Raw genomic sequence first — 15,504 nt, 5'->3', positions numbered from 1 at the left:
TGGTCCGCCCATGCGTCTGAGCCCCCTGAATCAACGCCGCTGGGCCAATTTCCGGAAGAACCGGCGCGGGTATTGGTCGCTGTGGATCTTTCTGGTCTTGTTCCTGACCACCCTGGGCGCGGACTTCATCGCCAATGAAAAGCCGCTCCTGGTCCGCTACGACGCGCAGTGGTTCTTCCCAATTTTCCAGGTTTATCCGGAAACCGCCTTTGGCGGGGACTTCCCCATTGAGGCCTATTATCGCGACCCGTTCGTGGCCGACCTGATCCGGGAAAAGGGCTGGATGCTCTGGCCGCCCATCGCCTACAGCCACCAGACCGTGAATTTCAACCTGGACGTCCCGGCCCCCTCCCCGCCCAGCTGGGAAAACTGGCTCGGCACCGACGACCAGGGCCGGGACGTGCTGGCCCGGGTCATTTATGGCTTTCGGATTTCCGTGCTGTTCGGCCTGCTCCTGACCCTTTCCAGTACGGTCATCGGCATTGCCGCCGGGGCGGTCCAGGGCTATTTCGGCGGCTGGACCGACCTGCTCTTCCAGCGGTTCATGGAAATCTGGTCCGGCCTGCCCCTGCTCTACCTGATCATCATCCTCTCGGCCCTGATCGAGCCCAGTTTCTGGTGGCTGCTGCTGATCATGCTGCTTTTTTCCTGGATGGCCCTGGTGGGCGTGGTCCGGGCGGAATTCCTGCGGACCCGCAATTTCGACTATGTCCGGGCGGCCCGGGCCCTGGGCGTTGGCAACCTGACCATCATGTTCCGGCACATCCTTCCCAACGCCATGGTGGCCACCCTGACCTTCCTGCCCTTCATCCTCAACGGCTCCATCACCACCCTGACGTCCCTGGACTTCCTCGGCTTCGGCCTGCCGCCGGGCTCCCCGTCCCTGGGGGAACTCCTGGCCCAGGGCAAGGCCAACCTCCAGGCCCCCTGGCTGGGCATCACCGCCTTCATGGTCCTGGCCGTAATGCTCAGCCTGCTGATCTTCATCGGCGAGGCAGCCAGGGACGCTTTTGATCCGAGGAAGAAGACGGTATGATGACGAAACCAATTCTTTTCCCAGCCGCACGCGGAGCCATTGTCGGCCCCCCTCGATCTGATTTGCGATCAACATGATGCGATACCCAGAACCCGCTTGGAATCGAAATCGGTATCGAAATCGGTATCGTCCCAGCGTAGAGTCGTTATTCTCGATTGCGATCACGATTTCGATTTCGATCCCAACTCCATAAGAGTTGCCCCAACATCTACTTATAAATCAGCCTTCAGCCCTCTGACTTCCCCCCATGCCCACTTCCCCCCTGCTCCACGTCAGCGACCTGTCCGTCTCCTTTCACGGCTCCGGGGCCATCGTTCCCGCCGTGCAAAACGTCGGGTTCACGCTGCGTAAGGGGCGAACCATGGCCCTGGTGGGCGAGTCCGGTTCCGGAAAATCGGTCACGGCCCTGTCCCTGGTTCAATTGCTACCCTATCCCCAGGCCTTTCACCCCGGCGGCTCGATTCTGCTGGACGGCCAGGAATTGCTGGGCGCTTCGGAAGCGGTGCTGCGCGAAGTGCGCGGGGGACGGATCGGGATGATCTTTCAGGAGCCGCACAGCTCGCTCAACCCCTTGCACACGGTGGAAAAGCAGATCGTGGAAACCCTGCGCCTGCACCAGAAGCTTGCTCCGGACCAAGCCAGAGCGCGGGCCGTGGAGCTTCTGGAACTGGTGGGCCTGGACGATCCCGGACAAAAGCTGTCCTCCTGGCCGCATCAGCTTTCCGGGGGTCAATGTCAGAGGGTGATGATCGCCATGGCCCTGGCCAACAACCCGGATCTGCTCATCGCCGACGAGCCGACCACGGCTCTGGACGTGACCATCCAGGCCCAGGTGCTGGCCCTGCTCAAGGATTTGCAACAACGCCTGGGCATGGCCATGCTCCTGATCACCCACGATCTGAACATCGTGCGCAAAAACGCCGACGACGTCTGCGTGATGCGGGAGGGCAAAATCGTTGAGTCCGGTCCGATGGAGCGGGTCTTCACCACGCCGGAGCATCCTTACACCCAACGGCTCTTGAAGGCCGAGCCCCGGGACGGCCCGGTGGCCGACCCCGCTTCCACGGAGCCGGTACTCGCCGGGCGGGAGGTCAATGTCTGGTTTCCGATCAGGAAAGGACTGCTTAAGCGCACCAAGGGGCACGTCAAGGCCGTCAACGGCGTGAACGTACGGCTGTATCCCGGCCGGACCTTGGGCGTGGTCGGGGAATCCGGCTCGGGCAAGACCACCCTGGGGTTGGCTCTACTGCGCCTGAACGCCTCCACGGGCCGGATCGTCTTCCAGGGCCGGGAAATCCACCAGTTGCCCCCCCGCGCCCTGCGCCCACTCAGGCGGAACATGCAGATCGTTTTCCAGGACCCTTTCGGCAGCCTCAATCCGCGGATGTCCATTGCTCAGATCATCGGCGAGGGGTTGGCCGTGCATCGCCTGGGACATGCCGGACGGGAGCGGGATGCCCTGATCGCCTCGGCCCTGGAGGAAGTCGGCCTGGACCCGGAAAGCCGCCACCGCTATCCCCACGAATTCTCCGGGGGCCAGCGCCAGCGCATCGCCATCGCCCGGGCCATGATTCTCAAGCCGGACGTGCTGGTCCTGGACGAACCGACCTCGGCCCTGGACATGTCCGTCCAGGCCCAGGTCGTGGACCTGCTGCGCACCCTGCAACACGAGCACGGCACCGCCTACCTGTTCATCAGCCACGATCTGCGGGTGGTCCGGGCCATGAGTCACGACATCCTGGTCATGCACCATGGGCATGTGGTCGAACAGGGCCCGGCCCAAGACGTCGTCTCCCGGCCCAAACACCCCTACACGCGCGCATTGATGGCCGCGGCCTTTGACTTGGAGGCCGCGGCGGATGTCTGATCTTTCCGGGTGCCCGATTTGTTCAGTAGCGAATGTTACATTTACGTAAAACCGGCTGCAAGGTTTTACTTCGACATGAAAGCCATATAGGAGTCTGCTTTTGACCCACCGTAATCCGTAATGTCCATCACCCTTTCCTTCGAGCCCGAGCATGAACATTCGCAGCCTGAACACGCAGTTGATCCTGGTCGTGACCCTTTCCGTGGCGCTGTCCATCGGCGCGTTGATCATTTACGTCAACAAGTCCACGTCCGACATGGCCTTTACGTTGCAGACCCGAACCATGCACAATGTCGCCGATTCCACCTCACGGGTCCTGGAGAACTCCATCCACAACCTCGTCTCCCTGACGGCATCCCTGGCGGAGCAGAACGCCTTTGAAAGCGCCCTGCAGTCCGACTATTTTCGCCAGGACGCCTCCCGGATCATCACCAACTTCATGAGCGGCTACGGGGATATCTGGGCCGTGACGCTGTTTGACGAAAATGGCGACGTCATCGTCGGCTACAACGCCGACGACCGGGACTTGACCGGCATGTCCCTGAAGGACGAGCCGTTCATGCGGACATTGTTCACAGGCCAAGGGGTGGTCGTCGAGAACCGGGTACGCAGGGCCATGGGCGGTGTTGCGCCGACCATGAGCGCCGCCGCGGTGGTTCGCGACCTGACCGGCCAGGTCGCCGGCGGCGTATCCGTTTCCACCCGGTGGGACAACTTCACCCGGCAGTTCATCGATACGATTTCCGTCGGTCAAACCGGCTTCGCGGCCATTCTGGACAATGACGGCCGCCTGGCGGCCCATGGCCGGGAGCCGGGGCGCATTCTGACCTCCGGTGCCGAGAGCGGCCTGGGGCAGGCCATGGACATCCAGCAGGGCCTGATCTCCTTCAGCCACGATGGCCGGGCCATGCTCATGGCCGTGACCACCATGCCGCTCAACGGATGGAAGGTCTGCACCGTCATTGACGCCGCGGAGATGAACACCGTGCCCAACCGCCAACGCAACACCCTGATCGCCAGCGGCTTGTTCATGGCCTTGCTCCTGGCCGGCTTGATCATCCTCATGCTCAGGCGGTACGTCCTGGCTCCCCTGACTTCCATCGAGTCCTACGCCGGCAAGGTCACTCACGGCGACCTGGGCGCTCGTCTGGACGGAAGATTTCGGTTCGAACTGGCGGAACTGGCCGGCAATCTGACCGCCATGGTCCAGGAATTGAAAAACAAGCTGGGCTTTTCCGAGGGTGTCCTGAAGAGCATTTCCGCCAACTTTCCTTTTCTCATCCTGGACTCCGAATCCCGCATCACCCACACGAACCGCTTGTTGCTGGAAATTTTAGCCAAGGAAGGCGCTCCGGAAGACTATCAATTCCAGGATGCCGGTCTGTTTTTTCATGGCGAGGCCGGACGTCGGACCAGATCCTCTCAGGCGCTCATCGAGAAACGCCGCGTGGAGGGCGAAATGGAAGTACTGGTCCAGGGGCGCAAGAAAATCCTAAGCGTCAACGCCAACCCCATTTACGACTGGGACGGCAACCTGACCGGCGTCCTGACCCTATACTACGATTTGACCACCATCCGAGAGCAGGAAGCCGAGATCAAGGGCAAGAATACGCAAATCGAAAGCGTGGCGGCCCGGGTTCAGGAAATTTCCCAGCAGGTCTCCGACGCGATGGAACGCATCGCCAAACAGGTGACTCAGGCGGGCGACGGTTCCCGTCGGCAGGAACAGCGCTCCGCGGAAACAGCTACGGCCATGGAGGAGATGAACGCCTCGATCCAGGAAATCGCCGCCAACGCCGGACATGCCGCGCAAAACTCGGATGAGGCCAAATCACAAGCCCTGGAAGGCCGGGGGCTGGTCAACCAGGTCGTGGATTCCATCACCCAGGTTCAGCAGCAGACGCAAAGCCTCCAGGCGGACATGAACGTCCTGGGCGAACGGGCCCAGAACATCGGCCGGGTAATCACGGTGATCGAGGATATCGCCGACCAGACCAACCTTCTGGCCCTGAACGCGGCCATCGAGGCGGCCCGGGCCGGGGACGCGGGTCGCGGGTTCGCCGTGGTGGCCGACGAGGTGCGCAAGCTGGCCGAAAAAACCATGGCCGCCACCAAGGAAGTCTCGGAATCCATTGCCTCAATCCAGGACGGAACCCACCGCGGCATCTCCGCGGTGCGATCGGCCACGGACTATGTCACGGCTTCCGCCGAGCTGGCCACCCGCTCCGATGCGTCCTTGCAAGTGATCGCCGACCTCGTGGAAAACAACGCTTCCCAGGTCGGGGCCATGGCCGCGGCCAGCAACCAGCAATCCGCGGCCAGCGAGGAGGTCAGCCGGTCCGTTTCCGAGATCAGCCGAATTTCCACGGAGACCGCCCAGGGCATGGCCTTGGCGGAACAGGAACTCGCCGGTCTCGTGGACCAGATCCGCCGCCTGCGGGATCTGATCCAGGAAATGCAGGTTTCGTGCTGAGGCCCACCATGGGAAAAAGCGGTTTACGAGGCATCCCCAGGCTGATCCAGGCATTTGTCTGTTCCCTACTGGGACTGCGTAGCGCGTGGCGCAACGAAGAGGCCTTTCGGCTGGAGGTTCTGGCCGCTCTGGCGCTGGTCCCCGTCGCGTTGTGGCTGGGAGAAGGCGGCGTGGAACGGGCCTTGCTGCTGGGCAGCGTGGTCCTGGTCCTGATCGTCGAGTTGCTGAATTCCGCCGTGGAAGCCGTGGTGGACCGGATAGGAATGGAGCACAACGAGCTGTCCGGCAGGGCCAAAGACATCGGCTCCGCAGCCGTCCTGCTCTCCCTCCTCCTCGTCCCGGTGGTCTGGGCCTTGGTTCTTCTCGGCTGACTCCTTCGCCCCCTTCCCCATCCCTCCTTGATGTCACGCCTCACTTCCCAAGTAAAACCATTTCTAATTCAAAGCTTCTCTTTCGGTATCGGTATCGGTATCGGGGTCGAATTAGGGTTATTGGCGAACAAACAGTATCTATCCCGATACCGATACCGACCCCGATAACTGCATTTTCTCAAGCGAAAAACGCATTGCCGAAGTAGAATTGGTAGAAAACCGACAATCCATAGTGGGAAAAAAGTGGGAATGGAAATGGTGGGAACGAAAAAAGGGTTTAAGCATTTCTGCTTAAACCCTTTGATTTTCTTGGTGGAGCTGAGCGGGATCGAACCGCTGACCTCTTGAATGCCATTCAAGCGCTCTCCCAGCTGAGCTACAGCCCCGTGCGAAGAGCCGGAATCTATTCAAATAGCCGGAGAAGTCAAGTGGGTTGAAAGATTTTTTTTCCGGTTCGTTGGGCAATGGATTACGGCTTGGCCAGTTTCGTCGCGATTTCAGCGACATGGCGTCCCTGGAAGCGGGCGCCTTCCAGTTCGTTTTCGCTGGGCATGCGTTCGCCCTGACCGCCGACGATGGTGGAGATGCCGTAGGGGGAGCCGCCGGTGATTTCATCCATGCGCATCTGGCCCTGGAAGGAATAGGGCAGACCGACCACTACCATGCCCTGGTGCAACAGGAAGGGAATGAAGGTCAGGATGGTGGATTCCTGGCCGCCGTGCTGGGTGGCGGAGCTGGTGAACACGCTGCCGACCTTGCCGATCAGTTTGCCCTCGGCCCAGAGCCCGCCGGTGGCGTCCAGGAACTGGCGCATCTGACCGCACATATTCCCGAACCGGGTCGGGGTGCCGAAGATGATCGCATCGGCCTCGGCCAGTTCGTCCACGGTGCAGACCGGGACCGTCGTGAGTTTTTTTTGCGCGTCCAAAGCGCCCATCTTGGCAAGAACCTCTTCGGGGAGCGTTTCCGGAACCCGACGCAGTTCAACGGTCGCGCCCGGCACCTGACCGACTCCCTGAACCATGGCCTCGGCCAGGGCGTGGATGTGTCCGTACATCGAATAGTAGACAACGAGGGCTTTCATAATGGACTCCTTTGGGCTTATGTTCGGACAAACAGATTGAGTCATGTTCACTGTTCCGCGCTGGGAAGTCAACTTCAGCCCACCATGCTCCGATTCAGCACGTCGATCCGAGCCAAGCTCTCCAGCTCCTCGGCCAGGGCCAAAGCCTCGTCCATGTCCCGCCCCCAACAGACCAGACCGTGGCGTTCCATGAACAGGGCCGGGTAGGCCATGGCCGCCCGGCCCACTTGCTTGGCCAGGGCCTCGCATCCGGGCTGGAGCGGGGCCAGACGGATCATTTTCCGGGACCAGACATCCGCTTCGAAGAGCGGCAGTTCCAGCAGGTCGTCCTGGGGCTTGGCCAGACTCAGGGCCAGCAAATGGGGAGGATGGACGTGCAATACCGCCTGGGCCTTGGACTGTGACGCATATACGGCCCGGTGCAGGGTCGCCTCGGTGGAGGGTCGGCCCGGGCCGGTCACCGTTCCGGAGGCCAGGTTGACCAGGGCCAGGTCGCCGGGCCGCAGCCGCCCCTTGGCACTTCCGGAAACCGTGATGATCATGGCATCGCCCTGGCGCAGACTGATGTTTCCGTTCAGACCGGCCATCAGCCCCCGTTGCCAGGCCCGACTCCCGGCCTCGCGTATCAAGCCCGCTTCCCGGGCGCTGATCCGGGGGCCCCAGGGCAGGCCGTAGGGCGTTCCGTCGCCGCGGCCCCGTTCCAAGACCGGCTTGACGTCCACAACCGGGGTCCCGTCCACGGCTTCCAGAGGGAAGACGTCCAACATTCCCCGTTCCGCGTCCAGCCCGACAATCCGGACCTGGTGCAGGCCGAGGGGGTTGGGGCGATGGGGCGAGCGCAGGGCGAAGACCCCTTGCAGCGGGTTGTCCGGATTGCCCCGGGCCCTGGCTTTCAAACGATCCCGCTCGGCCAAATGCATCCAGGTGAAAACCAGGATCTCCGCGCCCAAGGCCAGGCCGTCCAGGGCATCGAGAAACGCGGCGTCGATCTCGATCCGGGCCGTGGGGCCGTTCTCCAGCCCCTGTTTGGGGCAGTCCTCCAGACGTATGAGCGGCGAACGAACCACGCCGACGGGAGTCAGGGCCAAGATCAAGTTCTGGTCCATGGCTACACCTGGATCACGGTTTTCATGTCGACCCCGTACTTGCGCATCCGATTAAACACAGTCACCCGATTGATGCCTAGAATCCGCGCTGCCTCGGACTTATTCCCTCCGGTGCGGCGCAAGGCCTCCACCAATTGCGTCTTCTGATCGGCTTCCGCGGGACAGGCCTGGGAAGCGACGGATTCCGTCGGGCCTTTCGTGGGCACCGGAACCTGAATATCCATGGGCAGATGCTCCGGTTCGATCTGTCCGCGGTCGGCCAGAACAAAGGCGTACTCCAATACGCTTTTCAGTTCGCGCACGTTGCCGGGCCAGGAATACCTCATGAACATGCCCAAGGTCATGGGACTCAATCCCTTGATGTCCTTTTCGCTTTTGGAGCGCAGGCGTTGGATGAAAAAATCCGCCAGCAACGGGATGTCGTCCCGCCGCTCGCGCAATGCCGGCAACCGGATGGGGATCACGTTGATCCGGTAGAACAGGTCCTCCCGAAACAGGCCTTCGGAAATCAACTTCGGAAGATATTTATTGGTGGCGGTGATGATCCGCACGTCCACGGAAAGCTGCCGGTTGTCCCCTACCCGCTCGAAGGTCTTGGTCTCCAGAACGCGGAGCAGTTTGACCTGGACGGACATGGGCAGGTCGCCGATCTCGTCCAGAAAGATATCCCCGCCGTGGGCCGCTTCAAACCGGCCCTGGCGATGACGGAACGCACCGGTAAAAGCCCCTTTGACGTGGCCGAACAGCTCGCTTTCCAACAGCGATTCATTCAGGGCCGCGCAGTTGAACTGCACGAAAGGTTCTTCGGATCGCGGCCCCAGATCATGGATCGCCCTGGCCACCAATTCCTTACCCGTACCGGATTCGCCGCAGATAAACACCGGCGCGTCGCTTTGGGCGGCCTTTTCCACCAGCCGAAAAATATTCTGCATTTTGGCGGAACGACCGACCATGCCGTGAAAAATGGTCCGCTCGTCCAACAGCCGGGAAAGCTGCTGGAGTTCATGTTCCTTGCGGTCCAGCTCGGAGACGTCGGTCAAGGTTTCCACGGCGCCGAAAGGCTGGCCGTCGTCATCGTAGAGCACGGAAGCCGTTTTCAGGATATGTACGTACGTGCCGTCCTTGCGCATGATGTGACATCTCTTGCGCACGAAGTCTTTTTTTTCGAAGAGTTTGCACCAAGCATGGCGAGCGTCGGAGCGGACGCGCTTGCAGGCGTCGCAATTGAAAATGGAGCAGGAGGACTCGATCAGCTCATCGCGGGAATAACCGGTGATTTCTTCCATGGCCTTGTTGACCAACTTGATGGTCCCGTTGGCGTCCACCAAAAGCAGCCCCTCCTGCATGACTTCGAGAATCTGCCGCCAATGCGCGTCGAACGGCGGAAACTGCCCGGCCCGGCCCTGAGCCGGGCCGCCGGATTGAAAGGTGTTTTCAAGTAATTTTGCCGGTTGCATGCTCTCTCCAAAAACGTGTATCATGAGTACGAGACTAAAAAAACCGTTGCCTCGTCGAACGGCTGTTCATCAATTTATGGACATGATTAAACACCTGTCAACGCACACCCTCACACATCAGACCCTGTTGGCGGTCCAAAAAGCAGAAGGAGGGAAGATAAAACATATATCATTCAAAAGCTTATAGCAACACACCCCTAACTGGCATACATTCTGCTTAGTGAGGCGTACCAACCGACATTGAACGCACCCAAAATCATATAACCACGAAAAGGAGACGAGCATGAGAAAGCAAACATTGATGGGCATCGGCGTCGCGGTCATCCTGGCATCCTACATTGGCATTTCCGTCGCCGCTGAAGCCGGCAACGCCCGGAAAGGCCGGTTCCTGTTCCGCCAGGAATGCCGCCCCTGTCACATGGAAAACCCGGTGGGAGCTGTTCCTTCACACTACCTCGGCCCGGACTCCAAGACCCAGGCCGACTGGAAAGCGGTATTCGACGCCTACACGGAAATGCCTTGTGTTGAACATTGGGGCGAGAAGCTCTCGGACCAGGATCGCCTGGACATCTATCAGTACTTGTATGACGGAGCCATGGACTCCCCGACTCCGGCCAAGTGCGGATAACGGTGTAACTCTGAAACTTATGGCAAGCAGAGCCTGGATGCCCGCCTTCGCGGGCATGACGAGCTTCGAAAAGCGTACGAATTGAAGTCATTCCCGCGAAGGCGGGAATCCAGATGCTTAAGGTAACGTTCTGGCTGCGCCCGACCTTTTTGAGCAGTTACAGGGCAGGATGTTATAAGCCCAAAAAAGGGCTGAACACTCGTCATAAAGCCGATTCGTTGGCTTGTGAACCGAGAACCGACTCCGGACGTATGCCCGGATTCAGCGGGGCCCGCTGAATCCGGGCTGGGTCCCACGAGGAGCTTGGCATGGATGAGACGACGAAAACACTTTCACGACGTAATTTCCTGCGGGCATCCGCGGCGGCCATGACCGCCGCGGCCGGGGTCCCGGCCCTAACGGGCCTGGTGTCCACCGGACACGCCGCGGCTCCGGCCCTTCAGGCCGGGCCGATCACCGATCACTACACGGCCTGCGACATGTGTTTCAACCGGTGCGGGATGATCGCCAGGGTCCAGAACGGTCGGGTGATCAAGCTGGACCCCAACCCGAAATTCCTCAAATCCCGAGGCATGCTCTGCGCCCGGGGCAACGCGGCCACGGCGCACATCTACGACCCGGACCGACTCAAACACCCTCTGCTGCGCAAGGGGGCCCGGGGCGAGGGCAAGTGGCAGCGCCTCTCCTGGGACCAGGCCCTGGACCACACCGCCGAGCAGTTTGAGCGCATCGCTGAAAAGTATACCCGCTGCGGAGTCATGTTCTCACCCGGCTCGGACATGCAGTCCCAGTTCCTGATCCGCTTCGCCGAGGTCTTCGGCTCCTACAACATTACTTCCCACGAAACCTTGTGCCTGCTGAGCAACGCCCGGGCCTATCTGGACACCTTCGGGGAGACTCCCTACCCGGACGTGCTGTACACCAAGTACATCATCATCGCCGGGGCCAACCCCTTTGAGGCCATCATCACTCCGGACACCATCGACCTGATGGAGGCCCGCAAAAACGGCTGTAAGATTGTCGTCCTGGACCCGCGCTACACCAAGACCGCGGCCATGGCCGACGAGTGGTTCTCCATCCGGCCGCACACGGATATGGCTTTTTTCCTGGCCCTGGCCCATGTGATTATTCACGAGGGGCTGTACGATCGCCAGTTCGCGGACGAAATGCTCTTCGGTTTGGAGGAGTTGCGCGCCCATGTCCGCGAATACAGCCCGGAATGGGCCGCCGGGGAGACCGGAATACCGGCCGAGGACATCCGGCGCATTGCCCGGGAAATCGCCGCCGCGGCCCCCACGGCCATGGTCTATACCGGACGACGAACCTCGGACTATGAGGATTCTTCCCAGATTCGCCGCTCCATGGCCATCGTCAACGCCCTGCTGGCCAACTGGGACCGCCCCGGCGGAATCCTGGCGTCACGGGAAGTCGGCGTACGCGCCCCGTACTTCGACATCCCCTGGTACGACGACAACCCGGACGACCGCATCGACCACGGCATGGCCCCGGGCCTGATCCATCACGAGGGCTCGTTCAAGCTGATGCGCGACGCGATCATCAAGGAAGAGCCTTACCCCATCCGGGGCTGGTTCACCTTCAAGACCAACTTCATGCAGACCGCGGCCAATCGCAAGAAGACCATCGAGATGCTCGACCATCTCGACTTCATCGTCAACGCGGACATCGCCATGACCGACACGGCCTGGTACTCGGACCTGCTCCTGCCCTCTCCCAGCTTTCTGGAACGCAACGACCCGGTCTCGGCCCTGCAGGGCTCCTCGGCCTGCGCCTGCGCCATCTGGCGCGACGCCGTGGTCCCGGCGATGTACGAGTCCCGGGACATGCGCTGGATATGTACCGAGCTGTCCAAGCGCCTGGGTTTTCCGGAAACGTTCGACTTCACCATCGACCAGTACCGGGAATGGCAATTGGCCAGCATCCCCGAAGCGGCCCAGGCCATCAAGGAAGACGGGGTCTACTACAACCCCAGCAAGGTTTACGGCATCTACTTCGACGTGCCGCTGAAGACCCAGGCCCAGAAGATCGAGCTCTACAACCAGCGTTACGCCAACATGGGCCTGGACCCCATGCCGACGTACAAGCCACCGCGTCGGGAAGAGGGCAAGCTCCGTCTGGTGGTGGGCCGCACGGCCTTCTTCACCCACAGCAATACCAACAACGCCCTGCTCATTGAGTTCGAAGAGGAAAACACCCTCTGGATTCACCCCAAAACGGCCACGCGGATGGGCTTTGGCGACGGAGAGCGGGTCTTCGTGACCAGCGGTGTCGCCCAGGTGGAACTGGCCTTGAAATTCTTCGAGGGCATTGAAAAAGACACCGTGTACATGGCCACCGGCTTCGGGGCGCTCTCTCCGGGCCAGCGCTTGGTGCACAACCGGGGAGCCAGCATCGCCGAAGTCCTGGAGGATCACGTGGACCATATTTCCGGCAACATGGCCATGCATGAGACCCTTGTAACCGTGAGCAGGAAGGTGGGCTGATGAAAAAATACGCCATGGTCGTGGACTCTTCCGTCTGTATCGACTGCAAGGGCTGCATGGTTTCCTGCAAGGTCCAGAACAACGTGCCCAAGGGGTACTGGCGCAATTGGATCAAGCACACCACCCCGGACTTTTCCCTGGGCAAGCTGACCCGGACCCATTTCCAGCCCGGCGGGTGCATGCAGTGCGACGTGCCCACCTGCGTCACGGCCTGTCCCAGCGGGGCCACGTTCAAGGATCGGGAAACCGGGATCGTCCACGTCAATGAATCCCTATGCATCGGCTGCGGCAACTGCGTGCGGGCCTGTCCCTACGGGGCCCGGTACCGGCATCCGGAAAAACGCGTTCCGGACAAATGCGACTTCTGCTTCAGCTCGGGCAGACTGGCCCGGGGACTGGTTCCGGCCTGCGTGGACACCTGTCCCACCAAGGCACGGGTCTTCGGGGATCTCAACGATCCGGACAGCGAAGTCTCCCGGCTGCTGCGGGAAAAAACCACGGTGCGGGTGACCAGTAAAAACATCGATACCCAGCCCAACCTGTACTATATCGCGGCCACGGAGCCCGCGGACTGGCCAGGAGACGTGGAGTATCCACAGGCCTATTCAGTCATGGCCTCGCTGGTCAATCCGCTGGTCACGGTCGCCGTGGGGCTGTCCGCCCTGGGCGTTGCCGGGATGTGGGCCAAGCAGGCCTTTGCTCCGGACCCGCCAGATCCAGAGGACGACGAGCACGAAGCAAACCCCCCTGAATCGACAGTCTCCAAGCAGGACTAAAGGTGTGTGCCATGAGTGAAAAACTGATTCATCGACATGACAAGTTGTCCATTTTCATCCACTGGTTCAACGCCTTCTGCTGGATCGCCCTGCTGCTCACCGGCCTGGGGCTGATCAAGAACGACCAGCTCAATCCTCTGGGTGCGTGGTGGCCGAACCTGATGCGCGCCCTGTTCGGGGGCGGCGAGAACCTACTGGCCGTACACCAGTATCTGGGCCTGATCTGGGCCGGGGTGTTCGTGCTTTACGTGCTGCTCAAGCCCAGGGAGACATGGCTCTTCCTGAAAGAAGTCTTCACCGTCTCCCCGTCCAGGGACATGACCTGGTTCATGAAGATGAACCTGAAGATGACCATGGGCAAGAAGGGCTTTCAGCGCTTCGGCATGACCCCGGACATGCCGCCCCAGGGTTTCTACAACTTCGGGCAGAAGCTCTTCGCCCAGGCCACGGTGCTGGGCGGGATCGTCATCGTGGTCACGGGCGTGATCATGTTCCTCTCCCCCATCATGCTCGACAACCCTGATCCCGCGGCCTGGTCCCGGACCATCCACTACCTCACGGTCGGCCTGGTCACCGCCGGAATGCTGGTGCACATCTACATGGCCGCCATTTCCAAGGAGGAAAAGCCGGCCTTCAAGTCCATGTTCACCGGCACCGTTCCCGAACACTACGCCAAGCACCATCACCAGTTGTGGTACGAGGAAGTGGCTGGGGAGGAAAGGAAGGTCGAAGGGTGAAGGGTGCTGGAGGGGCGGTTCGCGAATCGCCTCTACTGAGCGAACCGCCTTTACCTGAAAAACCTGGCACTACACGCTGAAAAAACATGCCGCGGGAGAGACGCCCGCAGCGAAACCATCAACCCAAGGAGCGAGAACATGCGAAAATATTCGATTACCATGCGGCTGATCATCTCCGCCCTGGCGGTCCTGTTTCTGGCCGGTTGCGCCGGGCACCACGGCCCCAAAACCGCGAAGTTCGACCTGGACCCGGCCCAGGTCCCGGAACCCTACCACACCCTGGTGGACATCGAGTTCGTCAAGCCGCTGGTCTTTGAGGCCATGCTGCGCAGCGAATCGCCCACGGATTTCATGATCATCGACTCCCGGCCCAAACAACCCCGCTACGACGTCGGGCATATCCCCACCGCCGTCAGCATGCCGGACAGCCAGTTCGACAGTCGGGCCGCGGAAGTCCTCCCCGCGGACAAAAGCACGCTGCTGGTCTTCTACTGCGGCGGCCTGCACTGCCCCCTGAGCCACCAGTCCGCCTGGAAGGCCGAGGCCCTGGGCTACACCAACGTGGCCGTGTATCCCGCCGGGGATCCGGAATGGGTCAAGCTGGGCTACCAAGTCTGGACCGCCCGCGACGTGCGCACCCCGCTCCCCGAATTGGACAAGGCCCAGGTTCCTGAACCCTACCACACCCAGATCACCATCGACACCGTCCGGCCCATCGTGGCCCGGGCCGTGCTCTCGGCCACTCCGGTGACCGACGTGATGATCATCGACTCCCGGCCCAAGCAGCCCCGCTACGACGTGGGCCACATCCCCACCGCCGTCAGCCTGCCGGACAGCCAGTTCGACCGGATGGCCGCCGAGGTCCTGCCAGCGGACAAAAACACCAAACTGATCTTCTATTGCGGCGGGACGCACTGCCCCTTGAGCCATCAGTCCGCCTGGAAGGCCGAGGCCCTGGGCTACACCAATATCGCCGTTTACCCCGCCGGGGATCCCGAGTGGGTGGAACGCGGCTACGTGGTCTGGACCGCCGACGGCCCGCACATGACTGTCGCGGCCCCGGCCGCGCCCAAGGCTCCGGCTGAAGAAGGCACCCTGAAAAGCGGTTCGGCTGAAGGGACCATTGACAACGACTTCTTCGTCCAACTGATGAAGGACAACCCGGGGAGCATCCAGCTCATCGACGTCCGTTCCCCGGCAGAGTTCGCCGCCGGACACATCCCCAGCGCCCTGAACATGACCGTGAACGAACTGGAAGACCAGATCGCTGTCTTCAGCACGGATGACAAGCCCATCGTCTTCATCTGCTCCACGGGCGCGCGCAGTGGAGAAGCCTATTACCTCTTCCAGTTCATGCGTCCAGACCTGAAGGACGTCTACTATGTCGACGCCAACGTCAGTTACACTCCCGCGGGTGAATTCACGATCAATTAACGCTCTGATCGCGGTTCGCTCGATGAGATAGAAT

Annotated in this window: 12 protein-coding genes and 1 tRNA gene; 9 read left to right on the top strand and 4 right to left on the bottom strand. The window is 61.1% G+C overall.

Going from position 1 to position 15,504, the window contains the following annotated elements; translation table 11 throughout:
- Positions 1-10 precede the first annotated feature (10 nt).
- From DESLA_RS0102050 to DESLA_RS0102035, 4 genes are all read left to right on the top strand, one after another.
- The gene (locus DESLA_RS0102050; protein WP_028571191.1) at positions 11-1,036 is read left to right on the top strand and encodes an ABC transporter permease; all 1,026 of its coding nucleotides are present in this window, start codon (positions 11-13) and stop codon (positions 1,034-1,036) included.
- A 247-nt stretch (positions 1,037-1,283) separates the two neighbouring features.
- On the top strand, positions 1,284-2,903 hold the full coding sequence (locus DESLA_RS0102045) for an ABC transporter ATP-binding protein (RefSeq protein ID WP_028571190.1): 1,620 nt from the start codon (positions 1,284-1,286) through the stop codon (positions 2,901-2,903).
- A gap of 151 nt (positions 2,904-3,054) precedes the next feature.
- Positions 3,055-5,376, top strand: coding sequence for a methyl-accepting chemotaxis protein (locus tag DESLA_RS0102040; protein WP_028571189.1), 2,322 nt, complete (start codon positions 3,055-3,057; stop codon positions 5,374-5,376).
- An 8-nt stretch (positions 5,377-5,384) separates the two neighbouring features.
- Positions 5,385-5,747 (top strand): diacylglycerol kinase, encoded by a 363-nt coding sequence (locus DESLA_RS0102035; RefSeq protein ID WP_028571188.1) that lies wholly within the window; start codon positions 5,385-5,387, stop codon positions 5,745-5,747.
- A gap of 310 nt (positions 5,748-6,057) precedes the next feature.
- Here DESLA_RS0102035 and DESLA_RS0102030 read toward each other — a convergent pair.
- The 4 genes from DESLA_RS0102030 to DESLA_RS18180 all read right to left on the bottom strand — a co-directional run bounded on the left by DESLA_RS0102030 (position 6,058) and on the right by DESLA_RS18180 (position 9,283).
- Positions 6,058-6,133, bottom strand: a tRNA-Ala gene (locus tag DESLA_RS0102030).
- 83 nt (positions 6,134-6,216) lie between these two features.
- Positions 6,217-6,831: an NAD(P)H:quinone oxidoreductase gene (gene wrbA, locus DESLA_RS0102025; RefSeq protein WP_028571187.1), complete on the bottom strand. Its 615-nt coding sequence runs from the start codon at positions 6,829-6,831 to the stop codon at positions 6,217-6,219.
- Between the two features lie 74 nt (positions 6,832-6,905).
- Positions 6,906-7,937 (bottom strand): tRNA (N6-threonylcarbamoyladenosine(37)-N6)-methyltransferase TrmO, encoded by a 1,032-nt coding sequence (gene tsaA / locus DESLA_RS22155; protein ID WP_028571186.1) that lies wholly within the window; start codon positions 7,935-7,937, stop codon positions 6,906-6,908.
- A 2-nt stretch (positions 7,938-7,939) separates the two neighbouring features.
- A complete protein-coding gene (locus DESLA_RS18180; protein ID WP_051434832.1) occupies positions 7,940-9,283 on the bottom strand; it encodes a sigma-54-dependent Fis family transcriptional regulator in 1,344 nt (447 codons plus the stop codon).
- Positions 9,284-9,677: 394 nt separating this feature from the next.
- On the opposite strand from DESLA_RS18180, the gene DESLA_RS0102010 reads away from it, so the two are divergent.
- The 5 genes from DESLA_RS0102010 (at position 9,678) to DESLA_RS0101990 (ending at position 15,470) form a co-directional block, all read left to right on the top strand.
- Positions 9,678-10,022, top strand: coding sequence for a c-type cytochrome (locus DESLA_RS0102010; protein WP_028571185.1), 345 nt, complete (start codon positions 9,678-9,680; stop codon positions 10,020-10,022).
- Between the two features lie 308 nt (positions 10,023-10,330).
- A complete protein-coding gene (locus DESLA_RS0102005) occupies positions 10,331-12,523 on the top strand; it encodes a molybdopterin-containing oxidoreductase family protein (RefSeq protein WP_028571184.1) in 2,193 nt (730 codons plus the stop codon).
- Positions 12,523-13,299, top strand: a complete 777-nt coding sequence (locus DESLA_RS0102000; protein ID WP_028571183.1) for a 4Fe-4S dicluster domain-containing protein — start codon at positions 12,523-12,525, stop codon at positions 13,297-13,299. The genes DESLA_RS0102005 and DESLA_RS0102000 overlap by 1 nt, the downstream gene beginning before the upstream one ends.
- 11 nt (positions 13,300-13,310) lie before the next feature.
- Positions 13,311-14,036, top strand: a complete 726-nt coding sequence (locus DESLA_RS0101995) for a formate dehydrogenase subunit gamma (protein WP_028571182.1) — start codon at positions 13,311-13,313, stop codon at positions 14,034-14,036.
- 138 nt (positions 14,037-14,174) lie between these two features.
- Positions 14,175-15,470, top strand: a complete 1,296-nt coding sequence (locus tag DESLA_RS0101990) for a rhodanese-like domain-containing protein (protein WP_028571181.1) — start codon at positions 14,175-14,177, stop codon at positions 15,468-15,470.
- Positions 15,471-15,504: the final 34 nt, after the last annotated feature.

This window comes from Desulfonatronum lacustre DSM 10312, assembly GCF_000519265.1.
Classification (GTDB): Bacteria; Desulfobacterota; Desulfovibrionia; order Desulfovibrionales; family Desulfonatronaceae; genus Desulfonatronum; species Desulfonatronum lacustre.
The sequence above is the reverse complement of the archived record's forward strand: the minus strand, read 5'-3'. Positions and strand labels throughout refer to the sequence as shown.